26 protein-coding genes are annotated in these 24,057 nt (G+C 31.1%); 1 reads left to right on the plus strand and 25 read right to left on the minus strand.

The features are described 5' to 3' along the window. Positions 1–29 precede the first annotated feature (29 nt). The 23 genes from lpdA to QPK10_RS01255 all read right to left on the minus strand — a co-directional run bounded on the left by lpdA (position 30) and on the right by QPK10_RS01255 (position 21,553). Complete coding sequence (lpdA, locus tag QPK10_RS01145; protein WP_368486216.1) at positions 30–1,415, minus strand: dihydrolipoyl dehydrogenase; 1,386 nt, start codon at positions 1,413–1,415, stop codon at positions 30–32. Between the two features lie 15 nt (positions 1,416–1,430). After that, complete coding sequence (locus QPK10_RS01150; RefSeq protein ID WP_368486217.1) at positions 1,431–2,720, minus strand: dihydrolipoamide acetyltransferase family protein; 1,290 nt, start codon at positions 2,718–2,720, stop codon at positions 1,431–1,433. Between the two features lie 15 nt (positions 2,721–2,735). Beyond that, positions 2,736–3,725, minus strand: a complete 990-nt coding sequence (locus tag QPK10_RS01155; RefSeq protein WP_368486218.1) for an alpha-ketoacid dehydrogenase subunit beta — start codon at positions 3,723–3,725, stop codon at positions 2,736–2,738. Then, complete coding sequence (gene pdhA / locus QPK10_RS01160) at positions 3,725–4,828, minus strand: pyruvate dehydrogenase (acetyl-transferring) E1 component subunit alpha (RefSeq protein WP_047791181.1); 1,104 nt, start codon at positions 4,826–4,828, stop codon at positions 3,725–3,727. Before pdhA ends, QPK10_RS01155 begins: the two co-directional genes overlap by 1 nt. A 32-nt stretch (positions 4,829–4,860) precedes the next feature. Further along, complete coding sequence (locus QPK10_RS01165) at positions 4,861–5,850, minus strand: lipoate--protein ligase (RefSeq protein WP_368486219.1); 990 nt, start codon at positions 5,848–5,850, stop codon at positions 4,861–4,863. Between the two features lie 3 nt (positions 5,851–5,853). Further along, the gene (locus tag QPK10_RS01170; RefSeq protein WP_368486220.1) at positions 5,854–7,212 is read right to left on the minus strand and encodes an FAD-dependent oxidoreductase; all 1,359 of its coding nucleotides are present in this window, start codon (positions 7,210–7,212) and stop codon (positions 5,854–5,856) included. Between the two features lie 303 nt (positions 7,213–7,515). Beyond that, the gene (locus QPK10_RS01175) at positions 7,516–7,767 is read right to left on the minus strand and encodes a hypothetical protein (protein ID WP_368486221.1); all 252 of its coding nucleotides are present in this window, start codon (positions 7,765–7,767) and stop codon (positions 7,516–7,518) included. 172 nt (positions 7,768–7,939) lie between these two features. Next, positions 7,940–8,377, minus strand: coding sequence for a hypothetical protein (locus QPK10_RS01180; RefSeq protein ID WP_368486222.1), 438 nt, complete (start codon positions 8,375–8,377; stop codon positions 7,940–7,942). A gap of 19 nt (positions 8,378–8,396) precedes the next feature. Continuing rightward, complete coding sequence (locus tag QPK10_RS01185; protein WP_368486223.1) at positions 8,397–8,900, minus strand: hypothetical protein; 504 nt, start codon at positions 8,898–8,900, stop codon at positions 8,397–8,399. Between the two features lie 24 nt (positions 8,901–8,924). Next, the gene (locus tag QPK10_RS01190) at positions 8,925–9,395 is read right to left on the minus strand and encodes a hypothetical protein (RefSeq protein WP_368486224.1); all 471 of its coding nucleotides are present in this window, start codon (positions 9,393–9,395) and stop codon (positions 8,925–8,927) included. Beyond that, entirely contained in the window at positions 9,395–9,883 is a 489-nt protein-coding gene (locus QPK10_RS01195) for a hypothetical protein (RefSeq protein ID WP_368486225.1), read from the minus strand. The genes QPK10_RS01190 and QPK10_RS01195 overlap by 1 nt, the downstream gene beginning before the upstream one ends. Positions 9,884–9,992: 109 nt before the next feature. Then, positions 9,993–10,292 (minus strand): helix-turn-helix domain-containing protein, encoded by a 300-nt coding sequence (locus tag QPK10_RS01200; protein ID WP_368486226.1) that lies wholly within the window; start codon positions 10,290–10,292, stop codon positions 9,993–9,995. 297 nt (positions 10,293–10,589) lie between these two features. Continuing rightward, complete coding sequence (locus tag QPK10_RS01205) at positions 10,590–11,093, minus strand: hypothetical protein (protein WP_368486227.1); 504 nt, start codon at positions 11,091–11,093, stop codon at positions 10,590–10,592. Positions 11,094–11,220: 127 nt separating this feature from the next. Then, a complete protein-coding gene (asnS, locus tag QPK10_RS01210; RefSeq protein ID WP_368486228.1) occupies positions 11,221–12,588 on the minus strand; it encodes an asparagine--tRNA ligase in 1,368 nt (455 codons plus the stop codon). Positions 12,589–12,609: 21 nt separating this feature from the next. Then, positions 12,610–13,320, minus strand: coding sequence for a purine-nucleoside phosphorylase (gene deoD, locus QPK10_RS01215; RefSeq protein ID WP_368486229.1), 711 nt, complete (start codon positions 13,318–13,320; stop codon positions 12,610–12,612). 82 nt (positions 13,321–13,402) lie between these two features. Next, entirely contained in the window at positions 13,403–14,245 is an 843-nt protein-coding gene (locus tag QPK10_RS01220) for a MurR/RpiR family transcriptional regulator (RefSeq protein ID WP_368486230.1), read from the minus strand. A gap of 4 nt (positions 14,246–14,249) precedes the next feature. Then, positions 14,250–15,062 (minus strand): MurR/RpiR family transcriptional regulator, encoded by an 813-nt coding sequence (locus QPK10_RS01225; protein WP_368486231.1) that lies wholly within the window; start codon positions 15,060–15,062, stop codon positions 14,250–14,252. Positions 15,063–15,091: 29 nt separating this feature from the next. Next, positions 15,092–16,042: a tRNA (adenosine(37)-N6)-threonylcarbamoyltransferase complex transferase subunit TsaD gene (tsaD, locus tag QPK10_RS01230; RefSeq protein WP_368486232.1), complete on the minus strand. Its 951-nt coding sequence runs from the start codon at positions 16,040–16,042 to the stop codon at positions 15,092–15,094. A gap of 134 nt (positions 16,043–16,176) precedes the next feature. Next, positions 16,177–16,440, minus strand: coding sequence for an HPr family phosphocarrier protein (locus QPK10_RS01235; protein WP_025317127.1), 264 nt, complete (start codon positions 16,438–16,440; stop codon positions 16,177–16,179). A 114-nt stretch (positions 16,441–16,554) separates the two neighbouring features. Then, entirely contained in the window at positions 16,555–17,466 is a 912-nt protein-coding gene (locus QPK10_RS01240) for a hypothetical protein (RefSeq protein WP_368486233.1), read from the minus strand. Between the two features lie 25 nt (positions 17,467–17,491). Then, complete coding sequence (locus QPK10_RS01245; RefSeq protein ID WP_368486234.1) at positions 17,492–19,696, minus strand: ATP-dependent helicase; 2,205 nt, start codon at positions 19,694–19,696, stop codon at positions 17,492–17,494. Between the two features lie 40 nt (positions 19,697–19,736). Next, complete coding sequence (locus QPK10_RS01250) at positions 19,737–20,558, minus strand: RDD family protein (RefSeq protein WP_368486235.1); 822 nt, start codon at positions 20,556–20,558, stop codon at positions 19,737–19,739. Between the two features lie 23 nt (positions 20,559–20,581). Further along, positions 20,582–21,553 (minus strand): glycosyltransferase family 2 protein, encoded by a 972-nt coding sequence (locus QPK10_RS01255; RefSeq protein WP_368486236.1) that lies wholly within the window; start codon positions 21,551–21,553, stop codon positions 20,582–20,584. Positions 21,554–21,790: 237 nt separating this feature from the next. Here QPK10_RS01255 and QPK10_RS01260 point away from each other — a divergent pair, with 237 nt between their 5' ends. After that, positions 21,791–22,354, plus strand: a complete 564-nt coding sequence (locus QPK10_RS01260; protein WP_368486237.1) for a hypothetical protein — start codon at positions 21,791–21,793, stop codon at positions 22,352–22,354. A gap of 36 nt (positions 22,355–22,390) precedes the next feature. Here QPK10_RS01260 and QPK10_RS01265 read toward each other — a convergent pair whose 3' ends face one another. Both QPK10_RS01265 and QPK10_RS01270 read right to left on the minus strand, forming a co-directional pair. Beyond that, the gene (locus QPK10_RS01265) at positions 22,391–23,326 is read right to left on the minus strand and encodes an ABC transporter permease (protein WP_368486238.1); all 936 of its coding nucleotides are present in this window, start codon (positions 23,324–23,326) and stop codon (positions 22,391–22,393) included. Between the two features lie 5 nt (positions 23,327–23,331). Continuing rightward, positions 23,332–24,036, minus strand: a complete 705-nt coding sequence (locus QPK10_RS01270; protein ID WP_368486239.1) for an ABC transporter ATP-binding protein — start codon at positions 24,034–24,036, stop codon at positions 23,332–23,334. Positions 24,037–24,057: the final 21 nt, after the last annotated feature.

The following is a 24,057-nucleotide window of genomic DNA, read 5'->3' on the forward strand; positions in this document are numbered from 1 at the left end:
TAAAAAAGAGAATTTTTAAAAATTCTCTATTAAATCCCGATGGGGTGACCCTCAAGACCATGCGCAACTTCCATGATAATTTCGGATAACGTTGGGTGGGGATGAACGGCTTTTGCTAAATCATAAATTGTTCCTTCAATTTCCATACATAAGGTAATTTCAGAAATCATATCTGTTGCGGTTGCACAAATGATATGAGCTCCTAAAATTTCACCATATTTAGGTTCACAAAGAATTTTAACAAAACCATCTGTTTCACCATCCGCAAGCGCTTTTCCGTTTGCTTTTAACGGAAATTTAAAAGCTTTATACTGAATATTTTGTTTAATTGCTTGTTCTTCAGTTAAACCCACCATTGCAACTTCAGGGTGTGAATAAATACATGATGGAATTTTATTGTATTCAATTTTATCTTGGTAACCCTTAATATTATTGATGGCTACAATTCCTTGTGCTGAAGCAACATGGGCTAGCATTGCTTTTCCAACTACATCGCCAATTGCATAAACACCAGGGAGATTAGTTTGACATTGGTCATTTACTTCAATATTTTTACGTTCACCAATGTTTAAACCAATGTTTTCAAATCCAGTTAACACCGGAGCTCGGCCAACTGATACTAAACAATAATCAGTTGCTAACTTAACTTCTTGGCCATCCTTGTTATCATAAATGATTGTTTTTCCTTTAATTTCTTTAATTTTAACACTAGTTTCAATTTTAACTTTGTTTTTAATTAAGAGTTTAGTCATTTCTTCGCGAACATCTTTATCTAACATTTCGAGAATTGTATCTAGACCTTGTAAAATAGTTACTTCGGTTCCTAACCGACGATATAGACAAGCAAATTCAACACCAATAACTCCACCCCCAATCACGGCTAATTTTTTCGGAATTTGGGGTAAAGATAATGCTTCGGTTGAACTAATCACAAAACCATCAGCAGTTGCCTTGTCGAAACCAGGGAGTGGTAAATTTCTAGAAACACTTCCCGTTGCAATAATTAAATTATCACAAGTATATTTATTCCCATTCACTTCAATTGTATTTTTATCCAACGCCTTTGCTTCCCCTTTAACTAAGGTAACCTTATTTTTTTTCAATAAGTATTCAACCCCTTTTGTTAACTGGTCAACAACTTTGGCTTTTCGTTCTTGCATTTTAACTCAGTTGGGGGCCACATCAGTTAAGTTTTTAATATCAATTCCATACATATCCGCATGTTGAATCATATCATAAACCTTGGCACCTTTTAAAAGCGCTTTGGTCGGAATACATCCGACATTCAAACAAACTCCCCCGTAGTATTCTTTTTCCACAATTAAAGTTTTTAATCCTTCTTGGGCTGCTTTAATCGCACACACATAACCCCCGGGACCTGCACCAACAATAATTACATCAAATTTATTATCCATTTTTTAAGCTCCTTACTATAATAACAATAAAGCTGGGGATTCTAATAATTCATTTAAACGCATTAAGAATCGGCCCCCATCAGCACCATCAATTAAACGGTGATCAATTGATAATGATAATGGTAAAATTGATTTTATGACAATATTGTTTTCTTTATCAACAGTTGGTTTTTTTTCAATTGTTCCAACTCCTAAAATTGCGGCTTCGGGGTAGTTAATAACAGGGGTTGCAATTTCAACACCAGCGGATCCAAAGTTAGTAATGGTAAAAGTTCCATCACTCATTTCATCCATTTTAAGCTTACCATCACGGGTACGCTCAGCTAAATCATTAACAGCATGGGCAATTTGTAAAATATGTAACTGGTCAGCCCCTTTGATAACTGGTACCATTAATCCCCGTGGGGTATCAACAGCCATCCCAATATTATAATATTGTTTATAAACTACTTCTTCTGTTTGTTGATCATAAGAAGAATTTAGCATTGCAAATTCTTGCAAGGCAATTGCACAAGCTTTAATGAAGAATGGCATAAAGGTTAACTTGATACCTTGTTTTTCAGCTTGTGGTTTTAACTGACTACGTAATTCAATTAATTTCGTAACATCAACATTTTTAATTAATGTTGTTTCTGGAATCACTGTTTTTGATAATGTCATTTGTTTAGCAATTGCTTTTCTAATTGGACTCATTGGTACCCGGTTAACTTGGCCAGTTGTTTTAATATTTGGCATTGTAATATTTGGTGCCACCATTGTTGGACCCGTTGCAACCGGTCCCCCACTGTGGTGACTCGCATTTTGAATATCACTTTTTTTAATTCGACCGTTTGGTCCGGTTCCCTGAATTTTAGTTAAATCAACTTTTAAGTCACTCGCCATTCGGCGAGCAACAGGAGTTGCTAATACTTTACTATTAACAGTTTGACTATTATTAGTTGCTGGTAACGAACGAGCAGCAATCACAGTATTTGAAATTGGAACTGCTCCCACTACCCCAGCTGCTTTTTCTTCTTCCGCTGGTTTTGCTTCGGCTGGTGGGGCTGACGATGGACTAGCACTATCACCGCTTCCATCATCAATTTCAATCACAACATCCCCTACAAAAATTGTATCGCCAACTTTCATGTTAATTTTTGTAATGGTTCCATCAACTGGGGAAGGAATTTCAGCATTTACTTTATCGGTTTCCACCGAAAACATTGTTTGACCATCTTTAATTTTGTCACCAACTTTAACATTGATTTCACCAACTACTCCTTCGGTTAGTCCTTCACCAATATCGGCAAATTTAAATTTTAACATCCGAAAATTCCTCCTTTAAATTTCATAAGCCATAATTTCTTTAACTTTTGTAACAATTTTTTCCACTGATGGTTGATGATAATGTTCACCACGGTCAAACGGAATCACAATATCATAACCAGTTAATCTAGCACATGGCGCTTCTAAGTATTCAAAACATTTTTCATTAACTGTCGCAATAATTTCAGCGGCCACACTAAATGAACGGACAGCTTCGTGAACAACTAATAAGCGTCCTGTTTTTTTAACTGATTCAATAACCATTTGGCGATCTCATGGTTGAATTGTTCGTAAATCAATTAACTCAATGCTTGTCTGATCACCGGCAGCTTTTAATTCTTCAATCGCTTTTTGACAATCAACTGTTTGGGTTCCATAAGTAACAATTGTCAAATCAGTTCCCTCTTGAATTTTATAACCTTCCCCAATTGGTAACGTATAATATTCATCTGGAATTTCTTGTTTAAATGCCCGATAAATTTTTGTTGGTTCTAAGAAAATTACGGGATCTGGTGATTCAATGGCTGCTAACAATAATCCTTTTGTATCAAAAGGAGTTGAAGGAATAATCACTTTTAACCCCGGGTTATGAGCAAACATTGCTTCCATTGCTTCAGAATGGTGTTCTAACGCACGAATTCCCCCACCCATTGGCATTCTAATAACTAACGGACAAGTGAAACGACCACGACTACGGTTGCGCATACGAGCAATATGCGTAAATAATTGTTGGATGGCGGGATAAGAAAATCCTTCAAATTGCATCTCAACAACTGGTAATAATCCGTTAATCGCCATTCCAACAGCACTTCCTGCTAAAGTTGCTTCCGCGATTGGGGCATCAAAACAACGTTTTTCACCATATTTTGCTTGTAAGCCCATTGTGGCACGAAAGACTCCACCTTCAAACCCAGCATCTTCACCATAAATAACAACATTTTGGTGTTTTTCCATTGCTAAGTCTAAAGCATGGGTTAACGCTTGAATATTATTAAAAGTAGCCATTAGTGGTGTCCTCCTTTACTTGGGTGCGCAGCAAAGTATGCTTTTGCCTCTTCATATTGTTCTTGTAAGAATTCTGGCATTTCTGCGTAAGTATATTTAAAAATGTCTTCTAGTTCAACAACATTGTTTTGTTCAACTCAAGCAAATTCATTTTTAATAAACTCCTCTTGTTCTTTGTCTAGTTTTTCTTGATCTTGTTCTGATCATAATTTTTTACCAATTAAATATGCTTTCATTCTGATTAATGGATCTTTGGTTAAAGCATCTTGGTATTGTTCTTCATCACGATAAACTTTTGGATCATCCGCCGAAGAATGGGCACCTAAACGGTAAGTATTACATTCAATAAATGATGGCCCTTCCCCTTTTCGTGCTAGGGCAATTGCTTCTTGCACAGCTCCGTATACGGCAAAGAAGTCATTACCATCGACAATAACATTTCTAATTCCAACCCCAATTGCTTTTACCGCAAAGTTAATTGCTTTGGTTGCTTTTTTACGTGGTGTTGAAATTGCATATTGGTTATTTTCCACAATATAAATAGCTGGCACTTCATGAAGTTTTCCAAAGTTCATAGCTTCGTAGAATTCACCTTCCGAAGAACCACCATCACCAGTTGTGGTAATTACAACTGCGTCAGTTCCCTTATATTTTTCCGCAAAGGCGAGACCAGTTGCATGTGAATATTGGGTTGCAATTGGAATGTTAACCGGTAACACATTAATTCCCTCAGGAGTTTTTGCTCCTAATTCATTTCCACACCAATATAACATAATGTTACGCATTGGAATTCCTGCTGCTAATCAAGCAGCATTATTCCGATAAGCTGGCGAAAATCAGTCTTTACCTTTAATTAATTGCATTGCATAAGCAACTTCTGAAGCTTCTTGGCCAGTTGAACTTAAAAATGATAACATTTTTCCTTGGCGTTGAATTTTATTTTGAAATTCATCTTGTTTTCTTGATAAACACATTAGTTTGTAAGCTTCAACAACGTCTTTATCCTTGATTTTGGGCATTAAATCAGGATTAATGATTTTCCCAGTTTTATCCATAATTTGAACCATTTCATTTTTCAATGAATCAAACTTATCAAAATACATTTTTTCTTTTGCCTCCTTTTAACTTAAGTAATTTAATTAATTACAACATCAATAATTTCATCGGTTGTAAAGTTTTGTCCAAAAATTGCTTGAATATCAAATTGTTCTAAAACATTTTTAATATCTACACGGGTATATTTACAATTTATTAACGCAGCTTCTAATTGTTCAGCTCCTTGGGAACCTAAAAAATCACCAAAAATTTTAATTTTTGTAATTTTACCTTGTTCAACATTTAACCGTATATCAACGGTTCCTTTACCTTCATAACGAATTTTATGTTGATAAGTAAACTCTGGTGAACTTCCATAATTTCAATCCCATGTCCGGTATTTTTCATCAGCTAATTTATTTACTTCAGCAATTACCTGCGCTGGTAAATCTAATACTTGTGCTCCCTTGTCGGAAACTAATTGTTGAATAATAAAATCACGAAATTGTTCAATTGTAATATCTGTTTTTAATAATGGACGAATATTAGTAACGCGAGCAGGAATTGATTTAATTCCTTTGGAAATAATTTTACTTTGATCAACATTTAAATATTTTGGTAATTTTGCTAAATCAACATCAAATAAAATTGTGCCATGGTGCAACAAACGATTTTGATAGGTTAATTGGGCATTACCCGATATTTTTTTGCCATCAATTTCAATATCATTTTTACCCGCAAATTTTGCTGATAATCCTAACTTTTGTAATACTTCAATAATAGGTTGTAAAATTGTTTGATAATTTTTTGCTAGTGGGCTATTCTTATCAACAATAAAGGAAAAGCATAAGTTTCCTTTATCTTGATAAACAGCACCCCCACCCGAAGATCTTCGAATAATATTAACTTGATCTTCTTCAACTGCTTTGAGATTAATCTCTTCTAATGTATTTTGGTTTTTACCAACAACAACAGTATTGTTATTTTGTCAAAGATAGAAAATCTCATCGCCAAAATCATGTTTCAAGAGGTATTCATCTAAAGCAAGATTGAAATAGACATCAGTTGAGGGATTATTAAAGTATATCATTACCTATTTTTTAAAGTAATTTAATCCCAAGACTTCTAGGGCAGGTAGTGTAATAAAGTTATATGGTTTATTGAAGTGTGGTAAGAAGAAGATATCAATTAATGGTAACTCATCAATTGTAACCCCTTTCATAATTGCTAATGAAAACATATACATAACTTCCGTATGGTTATTTTCAGAACCTACTTGTGCTCCAATAATTTTTCTTGTTTTTTTATCTCATAAAATTTTAATTAAGACTTTTTTATATGAATGCATAAATTCTGGACGGTCATTATCCTCAAAAGTAATTTGTTCATAATCCATTCCTAATTCTTTGGCAACTGTTTCAGTAACTCCGGTTGATGCTAAACATCAGTCAAAAACATTAATTGCATTTGACCCTTGGAATCCTGGTGAAGCTAATCCGGCTGGTTTTAAAGCATTAACTGCCGCAATAATTCCTGTACGTACCGCGTTTGTTGCTAGTGCAATATAACAAGGGCGTTGTTTAGCATTGTCATAAACTTCAATACAGTCCCCAACGGCAAAAATATTTTCATCCGAAGTTTGCATAAATTCATTAACCATAATTGCCTTGTTATTATCTAAGTCAACAACTCCGGCTAACATTTCAGTTGCTGGTTTAAACCCAACTGCTCAAATAACCATATCAGCATCGTGACTTCCTTTATCGGTTACAACTTTCGTTACTTTATTATTTTCGCCTTCAAATTTCATAACCTTTTCACCAGTTGCTAAATGCACACCGGCTGCTTTCATTGCGTTTTCAACACGGTCAGTAAATGGTTTATCATAATATCTTGGCATAATACGATCAGAAATGTCAACTAAAGTAACATTTTTACCTTTCGCGTGGAAAGCATCAACTAATTCAACACCAATGTATCCAGCTCCACAAACTACCACATTTTTGATATTTGGATCTTCATTAGCTTTTTTAACTAATGCTCCGTGTTGGTATCATTTAACAATGTGAACTCCTTCCATTGTAATTCCTTCAATTGGGGGAATGATTGGTCATGATCCAATTGCCAAAATTAAACGGTCATAATTGTCATCAAATTCTTTACCTGTTTTTAAATCTTTAACATGGATTATTTTCTTTTTATTGTCAATATTAAGAACTTCATGTTCCATATTAACTTTAATTCCTTCACTTTCTAAGATTTCTGGTGATGCATAAAATAATCCTTGGGGATCTTCTACTTCACCCTTAACTCATAAAGCAATCCCACATCCTAAAAATGATACGTTATTGTTTTTATCATAAGTAACAATTTCTGCTGATGGGTCCAATCTTCTTAATGTTCTAACCGCAGTTGTTCCTGCATGGTTGGTTCCTACTACTATAACTTTCATATTCTGTATGTCTCCTCCTTATTTATCATTACAAAGTTTTAGTATTTTTTATTCGTTCGATATAACTAACAGAATAAACTTGCATAAAAAAATCAGCAATAGATTTTATTCATAGTATTGTAAATCATATCGTAATCTCATTATATACCTTGAAAAAATAAAAAAACCAAAAATAATACTAAATAGTTATAAAAAATAAAAAAAATTGGCAATTTTTACCAATTTTTATTAATTTTATCTTATTTTTACGAAAAAATAGTTGACATAAAAATAAATACTAAATATTTTAAATATTTTAGAAAATTAATACTCATTTTCCGGATTTGATGGTGGTGAAAAGAAGCCACTATCATCTTCCTCTGCAATTTCTGGTTCAAAACTAATAATCGCGGAAGGATTAGAACCAGAATTTTCTTTAATTCCAAAGATTTTTTCATTTACTGTTTTATTTAAAGTTTGGCCTTTATATTTAATATATAATAAATTATTAATATAAATATATAAATACTGTAATCCCACAAACAAACCAATAATTAATAAGATCGAAAATATCATAATTAGTCATCCTAAATGTTGATGCACATTTAGAAAGAAATATGGATACCAAGTGCCCGCTGGGCGACCACTATAATAACGTAAACTTCCCCGGACTGAAATAATTAAGAAATATAAGAACGGATATAATAATATTAACCATAAATATAACTTATGATGCGTTTTAAGATGATTAAATAATATCTCCCGAAGTTAAAACATAACTAGTAATCATACTACTTGGGATTATTAAATGTAAAATAACAGTTGACACTCAATGGTATGCATCATACTGGTTAGAAGCCTGGGCTTTTGTAATAATTCCAAACCAAAATACAAGCATTGTCACCGTAATATACGTTGTAACTGCTAATTTAATTAAATAGCTTGGTTTTTTATGTTTAAATTTACTTTCAAATAAATAAGCAAAAAAGTAAATCGCAACAATATAGTTAGTTTGGGTTGTAAAAAAAGAATAATAATTTGACACCCGTTCGGAATAATTTAAATCTTTAAATTGTGGTTGGGGGTGGGTAATTGCTAAAATTAAGTCCGTTACTAAAAAGAAAGTTATTAAAATTAATCCCCCTAAGCGGATATAAAAAAGGATTTTATCGTTTCATTTTAACATTTTATCAGCCTCCGTTCTTTTATTTTAAATGGCGATTACTATCATTAACAATCGTATTAATAACATCATTCTCCCATTGATATTTTTTTAACTTCCTCATAATTTCTTCAAACTTACTATCAATTACACAACTTTTGATATCAAAATCATAAATTAAAATATCGTTTAAATTAAACAAGTATAGATCATTTAAACTTGCTCGTGATCAATACTCAAAACCATCATCATCATCAAGATCGATTGTTTCAAACTTTTCCTCTTTTTTAAAAAATTCATTTCAAAGTTCATCAAAACTTTTTGTTTCACTATGATAACATTCATTATCATACATGTTATTAAGAGTCATATGGTCAAAATAACCAATGGCTTTTCCCCGTAATTTTTTGACCGATGTAAACTGTAAGCCTAATGCATAATTTTGATAAGTCCCCAGAATAATAAAGGGATGTCGTGATCAACGGTTAAATTTATCTAAGTGATTTGCCATCACAATATCTTGTTGTTTAATTACAATATTTTGCAAAATAGTCCCTCTTTTTTAAAACAATTATTTCACTTTTAAATTTTTTAATAAAAGCTCTGAACAATTTATACAAGCAAGAGATGGAAAGACATCACCATTTGAAGTAAATTTTGTTCCAATTGGGTTAAAAAACTGGTGGCAAACATCGCATTCTTTTAAGCCTTGGTTTACAAAGTTGAAACAATCAGCACACATATTTTGATTATTTTCTCTTAAGAAATACTCATGACAGTGCGTACAAATTCCAATTGTCCCCTTAAACTGGCCAGTTTCTCACTTGGAAAATTCATAGCGATCATTTGAGCCAACATAAGAATAGACTTGAATAATTCATTTATCATCTTTATTAACCTTTTTCCCATTCACAGTTACTTTGGTTAATAAATATTTTTGGGCTTCTTCTGGACTTGTAAATACTTTGACAATTTTAGCACCTCGTGGTTGGGTTGGGTCTTCTACATAATAAACAATGTATAAATTTTTTTGCGTATTCATTATTTAACCGCCCTTTCTTTTTTAAATGGCTTATAATTTTCTTCCGCACATTTAAAACAAATTGTATAAGTTTTATTTTCCAGAATTAGTTTGCCAAATAATTCCCGATCAAAATCATCGCGGGTAATTCTTCGTTTTTTACATAAATCACATTTAAATGTTTCTAATCCAATTAATTCATTTTCACATTCTGAACAAATTCCTTCGTTGTTTAATTTATTCCGAATCCGGTTGCATTGTTTACATAATGGTAAATTATCAATAAAACTCTGGGTCTCTCTTTTATTAAACTCATAGGCTTCAGTGGTACTATCATAACTAAAAACTAAACAAAAAGAAATTTGTTTAATAACATCCTCATTATATTTATTATCTAAATAACAGTCTTGTAATGCCTCAACAGCATCTTTTTCTGATTTACAAATACAGCGCAAAGTTTGGTCAATCCCGTTACTATCAAAAATAAAATAATAATCTCACACCATCATTCCCGTTTTAACCCCTCTCTCTTATCTTTGATCTTTATAATTATAACATTTTCCACCCAGAATGAAAAATATTGGCAATGCAAGTGAAAAGATGTTGCTTAACTAATTATTAGTTAAGCAACATCTGAATAAGTTTTTCGGCAACTAGTTTCGGATCTTTAATAATTTTTAACCGCACTGTTGAATTATTAATTAGATATGTTAAAAAGTCATGAATTTTAGCTACATTATAACGTTGAATTTTTTGGTAAAACTTATTAATATCTACTTTTAAAGCAACTAAAATTCGTAAAATTTTATTTCAACTAGTTGAAGAACAATCTGCTTCAATTCGGCAAATTGTTGATTGCTGAACCCCAGTTTTTTGGGCTAATTCCTGTTGAGTTCAACCCCGATGTATTCTTAGCATTTTAATAACACCATTCAAATTAACTCCTCCTAATCTTTTAATTAATTAGCAAGTTTTAATTTTTTATATTAATATGCACAAGTATTTTATCATAAAAAAATTTATCTAAATGTAAAATTTTGTATTAATAAAATTAAAGATTATTAAAATAAACAGTTTACAAGATGAACTTTCTTGCATCAGACTGTTGAAGCAGCGAATTATTTCACAATATAAAAAACCATATTAACTAACCAAAATTAGCAATGATTTAGTTAAAAATGGTTTTTGCAATCGATATTTATTATTAACCATTTCCTATTTATTAAGATTCGCTGGAAAAGAACCTTTTGAGTGGATTTCAGTAGCATAACTTGAACTAGCAATTGAATGAGTTAAGGTAAGATTAGCTTCTCATTTTACTTCATTGTTCTGATGAATAAAATAATTGGCACCGGTTGTCGCCAAAGTAACACCACTAAAGTCATAGAAGGTTTTATCATTCATAATTTTTAAAACCTCAGCTAAATGAGCAAGATTAGCATTGACAATTTGGGCAACCTGATCAATATTAAAATCTTTTAATTGAATTAAATCAGCTTGGTGGGCAATTTGTTGTGTCATATCAACTGGAATTTGTCCTAATTTAGTAGCTAATTTTGTTTGCCCTTCTGAACTAGGGACAAAAAAGAATGAAATATAAATTGCTTGAGCGTATGTCTCATTAATATCACTTTTTCTTGGATGGTTACAAGCAACTAATGAACTTGTGCTAACTCCTGATAAAGTAATGGCCGCTAATAATGTAAATAATTTTTTCATTAGAAAATCCTTTCTATATTTAAAGTAATAATTTTATTAAAACATTAAAATTATTAGTAAACAATTATCTTTTTTTAAAATTTTTTTTGTTAAAAAATAAAAAAAGTTTCTAATAATAATGAAACTTTTAAAATAATAAATTTTTTGGTGTTCGTGGAAAGGCAATTACATCACGAATATTGGTCATTCCGGTTACATACATTACTAATCTTTCAAATCCTAAGCCAAAACCAGAACTTTTATAGTATCCGTATTTACGCAAATCTAAATACCATTGTAAATCAGGAGTGGGGATCTTCATTTCTAAACAACGATTAACAATTTTTTGATAATCATTTTCCCGCTGACTGCCCCCAACTAGTTCACCAATTCCGGGAACTAATAAATCACAAGCAGCAACTGTTTTATTATCATCGTTAATTTTCATATAAAAAGCTTTGATATCTTTTGGATAATTAATTAAAAATGTTGGTTTTTTATTGATAACTTCACAAAGATAACGTTCATGTTCAGTTTGCAAATCCATTCCTCAAAATATATCATTATTAACAAACTGATGACCATTTTTAACAGCCGCTAATAATAAATCAATTGCTGTTGTATATGAAGTTTGGGCAAAGTCACTTTCATAAACATTTTGTAATCTTGTTAATAATTCAGCATCAACATTAGCTGTTAAAAAACTTAGTTCCGAATGGTTATGATCAAATAAGTATTTAATAACATGTTTTACCATTCCTTGGGCAAGCTTCATAATATCGTTTAAATCACTAAAGGCAACTTCTGGTTCAATCATTCAGAACTCAGCAGCATGGCGAGTTGTATTTGAGTTTTCAGCCCGAAAAGTTGGTCCAAATGTATAAACACTCCGGAAGGCTTGGGCAAAACCTTCCGCGTGTAACTGCCCTGAAACTGTTAAACTTGCTTTTTTACCAAAGAAATCTTCGTGATATTTGTTATCATCACGAACTGTCACGATAAATGATTCCCCGGCTCCTTCGGCATCGTTCCCCGTAATAATTGGGGTGTTGACATACACAAAGTTCTGGCGGTTAAAGTACTCATGGATGGCAAAAGCAGCACTACTGCGAATCCGAAAAACAGCATTAAAGGTTTTTGTTTTTGCTCGCAAATGGGCAATTTCTCTTAAATATTCATGGGTATGTTCTTTTTTTTGTAAAGGGTAATTTTCATCTGCTAAGTCTAACACTTCAATAGCTGTTGCTTGCAATTCAAATGGTTGTTTAGCAGTTGGGGTTAAGGTAAAAATTCCGCTTATTTTTATGGCAGAAGATAAGCGGACACTCGCAATTTCATCAAAATTACTAATGGTTTCCTTTTTATAAACCACTTGTAAGTCATCAAAACAAGTCCCATCATTAATAACTAAAAACCCTAATTTTCCATTGTTCCGATTTGATCTTACTCACCCTAAAACTTCAATGTTAGTTTGGTCTTTAATTTTATCTTGGTATAAGTCAAAAACGATTTCCATTTTCCTACTCCTTTTAATATTTTATAATTTAATAGCACTTTCCAATGCTAGCTTCATCATTTTTACAAAATTAGTTTGGCGTTCTTCCGGACTTGTACTTTCTCCGGTTACTAATGAATCAGAAATTGTTAATAAACAAGCCGCATTTTTCTTTAGTTCAATAGCATTGGCAAATAAGGCAAATGATTCCATTTCTACACAAACCGCTTGATAGTGGTCATGAATTTTTTTTCAATCATCGGGATGTTTACGATAGAAGACATCCGAAGAGTGAATAGTTCCCGTAACTACTGGTTGGTTGATTTCTTGGGCAGTTGCATTAATTACTTCGTAAACTTTCCCAGGAGCACTAAGCACTTGTTCATCAATATCAGCAACAATTTTAGCGTATGAGTTTTCACCGTATACTTTTGAAGCGTTAACCAAATCATAAATCTTAACATTAGGATCATAGCTTCCCGCTGACCCAATTCTAATAATTGTCTCAACATCATAAAATTTAAATAATTCATATGAATAAATTCCAATGCTTGGACAACCCATTCCACTTCCGGCAATGGTAATTTTTTTGCCTTTGTATTCACCAGTATACATAAACATGTTCCGTACTTCATTAACTAATTTATAATTGTCTAAGAAATTTTCCGCAATATATTTTGCTCGTAAGGGATCTCCGGGCATTAAAACAACGGGGGCAATTTCCTCTTTTTTTGCTTTAATATGTGGTGTCATAAATGTTATCCTTCTTTCTGTAACTACATAATTATAAATATTTTACTATAAAAATTAAAAACGGAATATAAATTCCGTTGAATTAACGATATTTTTTAATGATTTTATTAGTTTTTAACCGAATATCTAGATATTCACGGTCCTTATCTGTTGATAACAATAACTGAACTAAATTATCATTCCAATAAATTAGTGGTAACAGGGTTGATAAGAAAATCTCACTTTTTTCATATAAAGCAGAAGAAATAATTAAATGGGTAATATCTGCATACTTGGATAATTCCGAGTTACTTTTTGAAGTAATTGCGACCACACTTGCTTTATTATCTTTGGCTTCTTTCGCGGCTTCAATAACCGAGGCAGTTTGCCCCAATAAACTCATACAAATTAACAGGTCATTTTCATGCAATAAACTTGCCCGCATTTTGATACTGTCTTCATCTTCATTTAAAACATTACACATAAAACCAAAACGGAATAAACGGTTTGATAATTCTTTGGCTGCTAGTCCTGTGTTCCCAATGCCGGCAATGTAAATATTACGGGCTTTCTTTAAAAGATTAACAGTTGCTAACATTTTATCCTTATCAAAAATTTGGTTATTACGTTGGATGACATCTAAATAATAATTATAAATATCTTCCGTTGCCTCAAATTTTAGATTACTGCTGTTTAAATGTTCTTGTTCAGCTCCTAAGGCGATAATAAAATTGCGATAACCTGAGAATCCTAGTTTACTAATTAACGAATAAATTGGTGAATAACCAATTCCGGTTGCTTTTGCTAAATCTTCAATTTTAATATCGCGCAGATTATTAACATTTTCGCGAATATAATCAACTACCCTTGCTTCTTTCTTCGTTAAATTTTCTTGTATCATCGATAATTTAGATAAAATTGAAATATTGTTATTGTTATCCATCATTATGTTAATCCCATTGGTTAGCTTGTTGTGATAATACAAAATCGCGATCGACGATATCTGATTCTCATACTTTATTGATTAAATCATCAGTAAAGTACATTCAAGGTAATAGTTTATTGACATAAATTCGATGATCATTCGCTCTTTGGTTCGGAGTTGAAATAATGTGGGCTCAATCAGCTAGTTTAACTGCTTTTGACATATCTTTTCCCGAAATGGCAATAATCTTTACTCCTTTTTCTTTGGCAACTTGTAATGCTTTATTAATTGATTCGTTATCCCCAAATAATGAATAAGCAATAATTAAATCATTCTTAGTCATAAATTTAGTTCTAATTAATAAGTCTTCTTCACTTTCATCCAAGTCAAAGGCATTGAAACCAAAACGGTATAATTCTAACGCTAATGTTCTTGATAAGGCATTAGTTGAACCCATTCCTACCACGAAAATCCGGTATGCTCCTTTAATTGCTTCTAATGTTTTTTCCACTAGTTCCGCTTTAATCATACTGTCGTTTTGGTTAATAATATCAAAGTAATTTTTTTTCATTAAACTTTCCATATTTTCAAAGTCTAATGATTTAATTTCAACATCACTAGCAACTGAGATTAAAAAGTCACGATAACCTCTAATTTGCATTTTTTTCAATAATCCATAAATGGCACTATACCCAGTATTTACTTTTTGGGCTAATAGTTCAATATTCATGGTTGTTACTTCTTTCATATTTTCTTTGATAAATTTAATAATTTCATTTTCTTTCTTTGTAAAATTTTTAGAATCAAAAGTTTCTAATTTCGATAAAAATGACGCCATTCTTTGTTCACTCCTTAAATTAATTGTTTTTAGCGTTCTTTATTTAAAACCATTTGATAAGCTACACGAGCAATCATTGCACCATTATCAGTACAATATTCTAATTTAGGAATAATAACTTCTAAACCATCTCGTGCTAAACTTTTAAATGCCGCACGTAGGGCAGAATTGGCCGATACTCCCCCGACTAGCGTTAACATTTTTGGGTGATATTCCTTTATCGCTTTCATAGTTTTCTTTACTATTATTTCCACACAAACTTTTTGAAATGAAGCACAAAAATCATTTAAATTAATTTCTTGCTGATTTTGGTGTGCTTTATTGATAACATTTCAACAAGCTGATTTCAAACCACTAAATGAAAAGTTATAACTGCCATCATCTAATGGTAAGGGAAATCGATAAGTATTTGGATTTCCTTGTTGCGCAAGTTTGTCAATAACTGGTCCTCCAGGATAATTTAATCCGAGCATTCGTGCTACTTTATCATAACACTCACCGATTGCATCATCTAATGTTGTACCAAGGATTTCAAAATCTAAATGCTTTCTTAAATACACGATTTGAGTATGCCCCCCGCTAACTAAGACTGCTAGCATGGGAAACTTAAATTGGTGGTCAATTGCGCCAGCATAAATATGACCATATAAATGGTTTGCTTTAATGACTGGAATGTCTAAATAACTGCCTAAGGTCTCAGCGGCTATTTTCCCAATCTGAAGCGCACCAATTAAGCCGGGCTTTTCTGTATAAGCAATATAGTCAAGGTCAAAGGGACTAATATTTGCTTCTAGGAATGCGGAAGATAAAACAGTGTTTAGATTATTCAAATGTAATCTTGCTGCCAATTCTGGAACCACGCCCCCATACTTAAGATGGTCGGCGATTTGTGATGATATAACATTCGTCTTTACCTGGTTGTTATGAATAATCCCAACACTTGTTTCGTCACAACTTGTTTCAAGCGCTAAAATCCACATACTAATACACCTCGCTTCTAATTATATCCTAAACGGAAAATTAAACAACATAATTATGGAAAAAAATTACAAAAAATAACATATTTTAGAACTAAAATATGTTATTCATTAATGTGTATATTGAATCTCTAAGACTAGATAACTTTGTTATCTTTCATTACTTTTTGAATACCTGCAATAGCATTGTCCGCATCGCTTCCATTGGCAATTATTTCAACTTCTGTACCAGTTTTAATTGCTAAGGCCATCACGTTCATGATTGATTTTAAATTTCCTTCTTTATCGGCAGTTTTAATAGAAATGTCTGAAGAATATTTACTTGCTTCTCCAACAACTAGGGCTGCTGGGCGGGCGTGCATTCCGACAGGATCAATAATAACAGCTTTAAATGATGCCATTTGATTTCCTCCTTCAAAATATACAAAATTATTATATCAAAATTAATACAAATCCTAACTTTTTTTAAATTTATTTTTAAAAATCAAAATAATTTAATCTAGCATTCTAGTAAGTTAGGAAATTTGGTGTTGAATTTCAACTGCTAACTGCTCAGAATTGTCATTAGTTAATAATTGCACCAAACTATCAGTAATACTTTCAAAATTAATATTAATATAGCTATTAGCTTTCAAATACCCTTTTTGCAAGGCCGGCGAATATAAATTGGCAATCATTAAATTAGTAAGATGCAAGCTCTGGGCTTGCAAATAACTATATTCATCAACACAAATAACCGCGTTTAGTTGGTAATCAGCAATACTATTGGCTAACAAATGATGATCCTCTTTAAAATTTGCTGTTTTTAAATGTAAGTAGCGAGGCTCAATTTTGGAATCATGACAAGCTTTAAAATAGCCTCGGTAAAGTTCTTTTTTATCTTCTAACAAGGTACTAATATATAAAACATTCTGATATTTGGCAATTAATTGTAAAGTCAAATCATACATCATTTTTTCATAGTTTAAATAAACACAATTATGATTGGGCAACTTTTGACCATAAATAATTAAATTATGATGGTATTTTTCAATTGTTTGCAAAGTTTCGTGGTTTAGTTCATCAAGATTGTTTAATAATAAAATAATTTTTTTAGTTTTCTTCTGGAAAAGATTCTCAATAATATCTTGCAACGATTGGTGTTGATCATCAAAATAAATAATGTTTAACGATAATTTTTGGGATCATAATTTCTGGGCTAATTTTTCAATCAAAAGATTAGTATGATAATCTAAAATATTAGTTGTAATTACCGCAATATTATCAATATTTTTAGGGTTTTTAGCAACAAAATTACTCCGCTGTACAATGGCATCTATTCGTTCATACATTTCTGTTGAAATTGAACCACCCGAAAAGTAGCGAGAGACTGTCCCTACTCCACAACCAGCAATCTTAGCAATTTCCTTATAATTCTTGATTTTCATATCTCCACCTCATTTTTAAACCTAGCTAATTCTTAACTTTTTTAATGGCTTTACTATCCGCTGAAATAATTTTTGAACCAATCGGGCTGGGAAAAATAACTTGAATGTTAGCGCCGATTTTTTTAACAACAACCCCAATTCCAAAAATTTCATGACTAACACTATCATCAATTGATCAATTTTCATGGGATGGCTGCGTGCTTGTGTTAAGAGCCTTATTTGAAAAATTACTTAAACTATTTTCTCATTCCCCATCTAAACTATAAGTACTTTTATACTTAACAGTTGTTCCTAATAAATCACTTTCAACTGCTTCTAAAAAGTCTGGATTTAACTCTTTAACAAAACGCGAAGGAAATCTTTCATTCCCAGTAACATATGAATAACCATCAGCGTAACTAATAAATAACAGTTCTTGTGCTCTGGTGATGGCAACATATAAAGTTCGACGTTCTTCTTCTAACTCGCTTTCCCCACTCTTGATTGCTTGGATGGAAGGAAAAATTCCTTCGTTAAGACCAACAATAAACACAATTTTATTTTCTAAACCTTTTGCATTATGAATTGTCATTAGTGAAACACTATCATCATTAATTTCATCATTATCATGGTCGGTTTGTAAGCTAATTAATTGTAAGTATTCATTAACTAATTCGAGTCCTTGTAAATCAGCATTTTGGGAGTCAAATTTAGCAATTCCATCAATCAATTCTTTAATATTTTCTACCCGTTCAGTTTCTAAATTATCTTCCAGTCGTTTTAAATAACCTGATTTTTCTAGTAAGGTTTCCATAACGATTTTAACACTTTGGGTGTCTTGTAATAACTGATGGGCACTAAAAATTGCTTCGCTCAGCGTCGTTAAATGATTTTTTAAACTATTTGGTAATAAATCAAAATGATCAAGTAATAATTGGTTAAAAGTTAACTGGTGTTCTTTGAGGATTGCTTTCACCTGTTCAACTGCTTTAGGTCCAATTTTAGGAGTAAATAACAGCACCCGGTCTAAAGCAAGTTCTTCATTATTAACTGCTAATTTTAATAGTGCTAAGGCATCCTTAATTTCTTTCCGTTCATAAAATTTAAAGGCCCCATAAATTCGATAAGAAATCCCATAATCAGCAAGAGAACCTTCAATATCACGGGATAAATAGTTAGCACGGTATAAGATTAAAATATCTTGGTAATGGTAGTCCTCTTTTTTCACCAGTTGGTTAATTTTACTGGCAATAAAATCACTTTCATCTAAACTACTGCTGGCATGGTATAAAATTGGTTTGACCCCTAATTCTTTACTAGTAAACAATTCTTTTTTAATCCGGTTGGTATTATTAACAATTAAATCATTGGCAAGCGATAAAATGTGTTGACTAGAACGATAGTTTTCATCTAAAATGATGGTTTGGGTTTCTTTAAAATAATGTTCAAAATTTAAAATTAAACGAATTTTAGCTCCCCGTCATGAATAAATCGTCTGGTCAGGATCACCAACCACCGTAATGTTTTGCTTTGTTTCTGATAATCATTTGATAATATCAAATTGTAAATCATTCGTATCTTGAAACTCATCAACTAATAAATAATCAAAACGATCTTGTCATTTCGCTAAAATGTCTTTATGATAAGAAAATAAGCGGTGAGTAAATAAAATTAAATCATTAAAATCTAAACTATTTAATTCTTTTAATCTTTTCTCATACTCTTTATAAACATAGCCTCAGCGTTTTTTATCACTATTTTCATAAGCGCCATCGATAACTTGACTTGGTGAATAAAAATCATTTTTCCAACTACTAATTTGTGACTTTACTACTCGGCTTTCTTGGGCATCATATTTTAAATTCGCCGCTTTATAAATTGCTCGAATAATTTGATCCTGGTCAGTGGTATCAATGATATTAAAACTACGCGGATAACCTAGGGTTTCAATATCTTCTCGTAAAATCCGCACACACAAGGCATGATAAGTCGAAATTCAAGTTTTTCGTCCCTCCTGACCAATTAAATCAACAATCCGATTTTTCATTTCATTAGCTGCCTTATTGGTAAAGGTGAGGGCACAAATTCTTCATGGTTTGTGGTTGCCATAACGAACTAAATAAGCAATTTTATTAATAATAACACGTGTTTTCCCACTACCAGCCCCGGCGATTACCCGGACCGGACCATTAATTGCTAAGACTGCTTCACGTTGGTTAGGATTCAAATCTTTAATAAATTCATTTAACATTGCAAAGATACCCCTTTATTCTTTCTACCTAGTATTTACCTTATAAATCTTCAATTTCCTTTAATGCTTCATCAGAAATATTTCCTGGTTGGTCCTTTTTCAAATGAACATGTTCTTTGTTACGCGTAATTGCTTCGCGTTTCTTTTTGGGTTTTTTAACTTGGTTTGGTTTAATTTTAACAATAAATAAATTAAAATGCTTATCAAATAATATTTGGTGGTTCTTATTTAAATATACACCAAAAGCAAGGCCTAAGTACCATAAAAAATAAAAAGTAGTAACTATTTTCATCACAATGGCGGCTATTTGACTAGTTTCTGTGCGTCCGGCTAAAATTTCACCTAAGTTTACTTTAAAAATTACATCAAAGACAAAGTTAAAAATTAATTCAACAAACCACGGAATAAAAATAATAAATAATTCACGAGTAAAAATTACAATCATTCGTAATTTATCATTTGTAGTTACTAATGTAATCCGCATCATCCACTTTCCCAAAGTTTTTCCGTTTCATACATACGGAATAATAACAAAATAGCAAAAGAAAATAATAAATGTTGCAATAATAACCACAATTGGTGTTCAGACACTGTGCGTAGGATCCCACTGGCGCATCGTTAGCGAAAGAACTAGCGGAATAATACTTGATAAGATTAAATCTAAAAAACGAGCAAAAATAATTCGCAATGGCCGTGATAACTGGTGGTAATTGTAGTCATCATCACCACCTTGCCGATTATTATTTTCGCTCTTTAGTTGTGAAGGATCAGACTTTGGTGTTATTTGCTCAGCATCATCAAAATCTGTGGTTGGAGTTGAAGGTTGTTTTTTACGAGCAGATTTTTTATCAATAATTTTCATTGGTATTCATCATTCTTAACTATTTATTTTGCATAAGTAAGTTTTCAATTTTTAAGATATCCTTCAATATCCTGCACAATTGGTGCAAATTTTTCATCATTGATATTTTGCACATACTTGTTTTCTTTAAAATTTCGTAATCTTCGTTCAATTTTATTTTGGGCACTGACAACTCCCTTAATTGCTAATTTTTTATTATTTTGTAAACGAACCATTCGCAAGAAACTAATTAAACAGAACCGAATAAAAGCATATTCTAACTCATCATGGTATTCTTTATATAAACCAATTTCGCGATAAAAGTTAAAAATATGAACTCATTGTTTTAAAAGATCAAAAACACTATAATTAATTGTTCCTAATTCATATTCTGCTAAAACATCATCAATCGCTAAAAAACCATCACTATTAGCTAGTGCTTTGTAAATAAATAAACTATCATTACGAACATAATTAATAAATTCAATTTTATGGTCTTGAATAAACTGGGTACGAAATACTTTCGTATTAATTAAAGTATGAACATTGGCAAAAACTTCTTTTTGAATTTTTGGCGTTAATAGTTTATTTAAATCATTTCGAAGGTAACTTTCTCCCTTAATGGTACTATAATATAACTTAAATTCTAACATATCAATTGGGACTAGTTCTTTATGATTTTCCTTAATTTTTGTTTTTAAAGTTGCCACGGCATTTTCTTTTAAAATTTGTCCTTCATCTAAAACTAAAAAATATTCCCCATTCGCAATATTAATTGCCGCATTAACTGCATACGAAAACCCTTGCCCACGCAAACTTGAAATCACCTGAATTTTATTATCAAAATTATAAAAATTATCACTTAATAATTCTAACGCTGTTGATTTTGGTTGAAATCCAGAATCATCAACTAAGATCACTTCATAGTCACTATCGCTTTGTGCTTTTATTGACGATAATGTTCGCAGAATTTTTACGGGGTGATTTTGGGTTACAATAATAATTGATAAAAACATAATCCGACATCCTTTCACAATTTTATTATTACTATAATTATATCTTATTTTTGTCAATTTTTAGTAATTTAAAATATATCCACTTTTTAAAATTGTATGCAAAAATATAATATTTTAATAGAAATAATTTTATAAAATTTTTTATAACTTAGAATTAAATTTATAATAACTATGCTATATTTAAATTAAGAAAGTAATGCACTTTCTAAAATGACATATTTAAAGGAGAATTTACCAATGAAAAGTTTAATAGCAATCTTAGGATCGATTGGATTAATTAGTAGCGGAGTTTCACCTATTATTATGCATGAAAAAAATGATATTACATTAGAAAATAGCAATTTAAATAATATTTGAAATGATGTTGGCATCAAGCACTCAATTGCTACTCCTGCTGCTGGAACCCATGATACTGAAGATACACAAACTGCTACAAAAGCAACTGCAAAAATTAATTGAGAGGATATTATTAGTCAATCAAATTTTGTTAACGCTAACGGTTATTTTGCATTACACCCTTATGATAATGCCAAATATTATAATATTGTTGAGTTAAAATTTAATGCAAAAGAAAGTACCAAAAATTTGCGGGTTTGAAATTATTCTGAAACCAATGATCAATGAGCAGGTTGAGGCCACCAAACAAGTAAAATTAATTTAACTCTAAAAGCAGCATATAATGATGATGAAGGAATTACTGCACTTGAATTAATATCATACATTTATGCAAGAACAGCTGGTTCAGTACATGAATGCTCAACAACTTCCCAAGTAGATTCAATTCAATTTCTTATTGGTTAGAAAAATAGCAATTAATTGCTATTTTTTTAATATCTTTTAAATCTTTAGATCTTTCCGATTAAATAGATATACTCCGCAATAACCAAATCCAGTTGCTAATATTGGTAATAATATTGTACAAATTGTAATAGCAATTTTATTAAATTGTAAATGCTGATATGCTTTCAAATATAAGTTATGACTACTATCAATTGGAATAATAGTTTCAGAACCTATTTTTGATGAAGAAAATTTAAGCGGAACAACTACCATTGATTGTAAAGAAATATATTTAATGTATTCTAATCCTGGAAATTGGGTTGGGTTCATATCATATATTAACAAAATAATTCATGTTATTAAAATTCAAAATGCTATCAAAGCATTAATAATATTAATTGTCATTGTTTTTTCAACTAACCATACTGAAATTAAAGTATAAAGCATTATCAATAAGGCGATAAACAAAATAAATTGGATTCCATATAAAAATACATAACCAAATCATTGCTTAGCATCATAGCTAATTCCGGCAAAAATTAAAATAATAATAAAAGATGGAACAAAAACAATTATATTTGCAATAATAATATAAAACATTTTAGCACTTGCAATTTGCTTTCTCGATAACGGCAAAACTAATCAAAAGTTAATTTGTCCGCCATTTACTTCTTTAATAAAATTCTTATTAATTAATACTAAGGAAAAAATTGAAAAAAAGACAATCCCCGGACCAGCAAATAATGCTCAATTTAGCATTTGCGAAATTGAAACTAAGGTTGTTCCGGTTGAAGAACCACTTGTTTTAATTTCCGCTGTAAAATTCCCTATCACTGGAACTTTAACACCATTAAGATGAGACATTAAGGTCATTGCTAATAAAGCTACTGTTATAATTAATCAAAAAATAACAAAAAATAATATTAATTTTCAATTAAGGCGAAAGTGATTTTTAATTACATTAAAATTATCATGTAGAAATTCCTTTTTCATAATATTTATAAAACACTCTCTCTTTCATATAATTTTTTGAAATGTTCTTCAATTTTATTAATATCACGTTCCACAACTTTAACTTCATCAATTAATTTACCATTTTTAATAAACCCAATACGATCACAAAGTTTTGTTACTTCTTCAAAAACATGGGAGCAAATCAGAATCGTTGTTTGATAATCCTGTTTCATTTTGATTATTAATTCATTAAATTGGTTTTTCATAACAGGATCCAAACCACTTGTTGGTTCATCTAAAACTAAAAATTTAGGCTTAATCATAGTGGCCGCAATTAACGCAGTTTTTTGTTTCATACCTTTTGACATTCTTTTAATTTTTTGACTAGCATCCAAATCAAAATGCAACAATAATTTTTCTACATATGTTCAATCAACTTCTGGTCTAAATTTTGTAATTAATTTTAAATATTCAATTCCAGTTAAATTATCATATAAACTAATTTCTCCAGCCACATAACCAGTAGATTTCATAATTTGTTTGGCATCTGTTCAAGGATTCAAACCATCAATTAAAATTGTCCCTGTATCAGATTTAATAAATCCCATAATTTGTCTTATTAAGGTAGTTTTCCCCGCGCCATTTGGCCCTAAGATTCCATATACTTCACCCACATTAATATTGATATTAATATTAAAATTAGCAATTTTCTTTCCATAATTTTTATTAAGATCATTAATCTGAATCATAACTATTCTCCTATAAACATA

Origin of the sequence: Spiroplasma sp. DGKH1, from assembly GCF_040940205.1 — a bacterium.
Taxonomy (GTDB): Bacteria; Bacillota_I; Bacilli_A; order Mycoplasmatales; family Mycoplasmataceae; genus Spiroplasma.